We start from the raw sequence: 1183 nt of genomic DNA, 5'->3' as shown, positions 1-1183 counted from the left end.
CGCGCTGCAGCCGGGCGGCGAGGTGCTGATGGTGCATTGGACCGGCACCACCGACTATCCGCTCTCCGGCGACGCGGCGGCCGAGGCCTTCATCGCCGCCACCGCCCCCACCCTGACGCTCCAGTGGCAGTCGCGCGCGCCGCGCTACCGCATGGACCTGCTGCGGCGCGGCTGAGCGTGATGCCGCCCTTCCCTTCACATGCCCGTCAAGCACGCGGCTGTGCCCGGCTGTCCGGGCAGGCGCTAACCGCTCCGCCAGGAAAGCGGACTAGCGTGTCGCCCGGGGCCGGCACGGGGTCGTCGCCGGCCAGGGGACGGGGAGCGCCGCCATGCTCGATCGTATCGCCGATGCCGCCTATGCGCTGGCGCAACACTGGGGGGGGATGCAGCCGCACGCGATCTGCCTGCTGCAGGACCCGGCGCTGCTCGCCGTCGGGGTGGTCACCAATATCGGCGTGGCCCTCGCCTATTTCGCCATCCCGCTCTGCCTCTGGCGGCTGCTGCGCCAGGCGGCGCTGCTGCCCTTCCGCTCGGTGCTGGTGATGTTCGTCATCTTCATCCTGGCCTGCGGCACCTCGCACCTGACCAAGGTGCTGACCCTCTTCCTGGGCGGCTGGGCCTATTGGCTGGACGCCACCGCCTGCACCGTCACCCTCGTCGCCAGCCTGGCCACCGCGCTCGGCCTGCTGCGGCACGGCCGCCGCATCGCGGGCCTGGCCGGCCGCCTGCTGGCGCGTCCGGCCTGACGGGGGGGGCGCCATGGACGGCCGCTTCCTGCTCGCGGTTCTGCTGGTGGTGCTGCTGGTCGGCCTTGGCACGCTGGCCGCCTTCTCGCTGTGGGAGCGGCGGGTGCGGCGCGAAACCGCCGAGGCCCTGGCGATGATCGAGCGGCGCGAGGCCGTGGCGCAGCAGGCGACCGACGCCCTGGCCGCCAGCGAGCGCCGCCACCGTGCCCTGGCCGAGGCCGGCGCCCTGGCACTGTGGCGCGCCGACGCCCAGGGACGCATCACCACCGCCGAGGGCTGGACCCGGCTGACCGGCCAGACCGCCGCCGCCGCGGCGCGGCATGGCTGGATGGCCATGCTGCATCCCGAGGACCGCGAGGCCGCCGGCGCCGCCTGGCGCGCGGCGCTGCGCGCCGGCGCGCCGCTGGCGCTCGAGTTCCGCGCCCGCACCGCCGGGG

General features: G+C 75.4%; 2 protein-coding genes. Both read left to right on the top strand.

Annotated features, from left to right (window positions below; translation table 11 throughout):
* Window positions 1-329: 329 nt before the first annotated feature.
* A complete protein-coding gene (locus BKE38_RS29925) occupies window positions 330-746 on the top strand; it encodes a hypothetical protein (protein ID WP_076960700.1) in 417 nt (138 codons plus the stop codon).
* Window positions 747-759: 13 nt separating this feature from the next.
* On the top strand, window positions 760-1183 hold a 424-nt coding region (locus BKE38_RS29920), incomplete at its 3' end, for a PAS domain-containing protein (protein ID WP_165694334.1).

It is taken from the genome of Teichococcus deserti (assembly GCF_001982615.1).
In the GTDB taxonomy this organism is placed as follows: Bacteria; Pseudomonadota; Alphaproteobacteria; order Acetobacterales; family Acetobacteraceae; genus Pseudoroseomonas; species Pseudoroseomonas deserti.
This window is presented reverse-complemented; position numbering and strand designations above follow the sequence as displayed.